This window comes from Halopseudomonas xiamenensis, assembly GCF_014219065.1.
In the GTDB taxonomy this organism is placed as follows: domain Bacteria; phylum Pseudomonadota; class Gammaproteobacteria; order Pseudomonadales; family Pseudomonadaceae; genus Halopseudomonas; species Halopseudomonas xiamenensis.
Genome location: NZ_JACLGO010000061.1, coordinates 1 through 1,518, shown reverse-complemented (window position 1 = coordinate 1,518; position 1,518 = coordinate 1). Strand labels below are relative to the sequence as shown.

Here is a 1,518-nt window from a genome sequence, read left to right as displayed (position 1 = left end):
GGATCACCGCAAACAGGTTACTCGCCTGGGGATTCCCTTTCGACCCGAGCATCCGTATGAGACTCATGCTCGATTAGGTCACCGACCCTTACGTTGGTAACAGCGGAGCCAACGGCAACGACCTTGCCGGAGAACTCATGACCGAGAATAGTTTTACCGCTGTGACCGGTCAGGGGATGGGGCGCGGTGGGGATAAAGATCGGACCGGCCAGGTATTCATGCAGGTCGGACCCGCAAATGCCACAGTAAGATACTTCGATCTGTACTTCGTCGGCCTTGGGCGGTGCCGGCACGGCTACGTCTTCAACGCGAATATCCTTCTTGCCATGCCATACAGCTGCCTTCATCGTTTGAGCCATTGCTTTGTTCCTTTCTGCGGTAAGTAGCGCATCGGCGCTATGATTAATAGAAATCCCCTACTTGAACAGGGCTGCCATGTTAAGGAATTCCGGCTTCATTAAAAGATTTACGAGCAGGGTGCAGATCGCAATCGCGACGGCCGGAGGATCGATGTGGGTAGTGCCGTGATTGTAGAAGAGGCGGGCGGAGACTTCCTGCACAATCCCGGCGATCACGCCGGCAATGCCGGCGGCAAGGATCGATCCAGTATACATGAAAGTCCAGGCCCCGATAATTGCCATGCAGTGCATGATTGGCATCTGTTGAATGGTTCCGGTGGACACCAGCAGGGGGATCAGAATCAAGATGCAGAGTATCCAGCCGATAACCAGCGGGGCCAGGAATCCGCCCAACCCCGTAACCTGCCCGGCGGCAACCAACGGATCGAGTTGGGTTTTAAATCCCCAGGCGAGGCCGGCCGACAACAGACCGATACCGAAAGAGATGGGGATATTTTTCCCCATGGGCGACTGCCACCCGGCCCAGGAAATTGCATAGTTGTTGGTACCGAAAAGGCCATGCTCCTTGATCGAGGCCGACTGCCCCAGAGGTCCTTCCTTCTGGAACACCAGACGGGTTAATAAGGTCATGACCACCAGGGTCACGGCAATCCCATCGGATTGGTTGACGATCGGAATCTTCACAACCACCTGCAACAACAGGTGCGCGGCCACCGACAGCAAGCCGCCGACGACCAGCACGTCACCGGAGGTATGCAGCAACGGGCTCAGGATATCCTTGGCCGAACCGCCCGGATGGTTTTTCTTCCAAACCGCATAGCATCCGGCCATAAGACCGGCACCGTAACCGCCGGTATGCGGGCCGAAAATCGGACCAAAAGCGATTTGTGCCAGCACGAAATCGGAGCCGCCGGTCAGCAAAATGCCGCAACCGATCAAACCCAACAAAGCACAGAGAATGATTGCCCAGAGTCCACCCAGCGCGGTACCGACGATACCACCGCCGAACACCATCAGAATCGTATTCAAGCTAAAAGGTTCCATGTTGATCATCCTTTTTTAAGGGTCGGCCGATGGGACAGACGTATAGGAAGAATAAACGCCCTTTTCACCCAAGTCCAACAGCTTTGGACCGCAGTTGACTCTTTCGACACCCCTG

Annotated in this window: 2 protein-coding genes; both read right to left on the bottom strand. The window is 55.5% G+C overall.

Features of this window, described 5'->3' with window-relative positions; genetic code table 11:
- Nucleotides 1–17 precede the first annotated feature (17 nt).
- Nucleotides 18–359: an alcohol dehydrogenase catalytic domain-containing protein gene (locus H6X51_RS19790; RefSeq protein ID WP_328795777.1), complete on the bottom strand. Its 342-nt coding sequence runs from the start codon at nucleotides 357–359 to the stop codon at nucleotides 18–20.
- 57 nt (nucleotides 360–416) lie between these two features.
- Nucleotides 417–1,388: a hypothetical protein gene (locus H6X51_RS19785; protein WP_221627439.1), complete on the bottom strand. Its 972-nt coding sequence runs from the start codon at nucleotides 1,386–1,388 to the stop codon at nucleotides 417–419.
- Nucleotides 1,389–1,518 lie beyond the last annotated feature (130 nt).

Excerpts from the sequence above, each read along its gene's own strand:
- H6X51_RS19790 (WP_328795777.1), bottom strand. The coding sequence starts at position 359 with ATGGCTCAAACGATGAAGGCAGCTGTATGGCATGGCAAGAAGGATATT.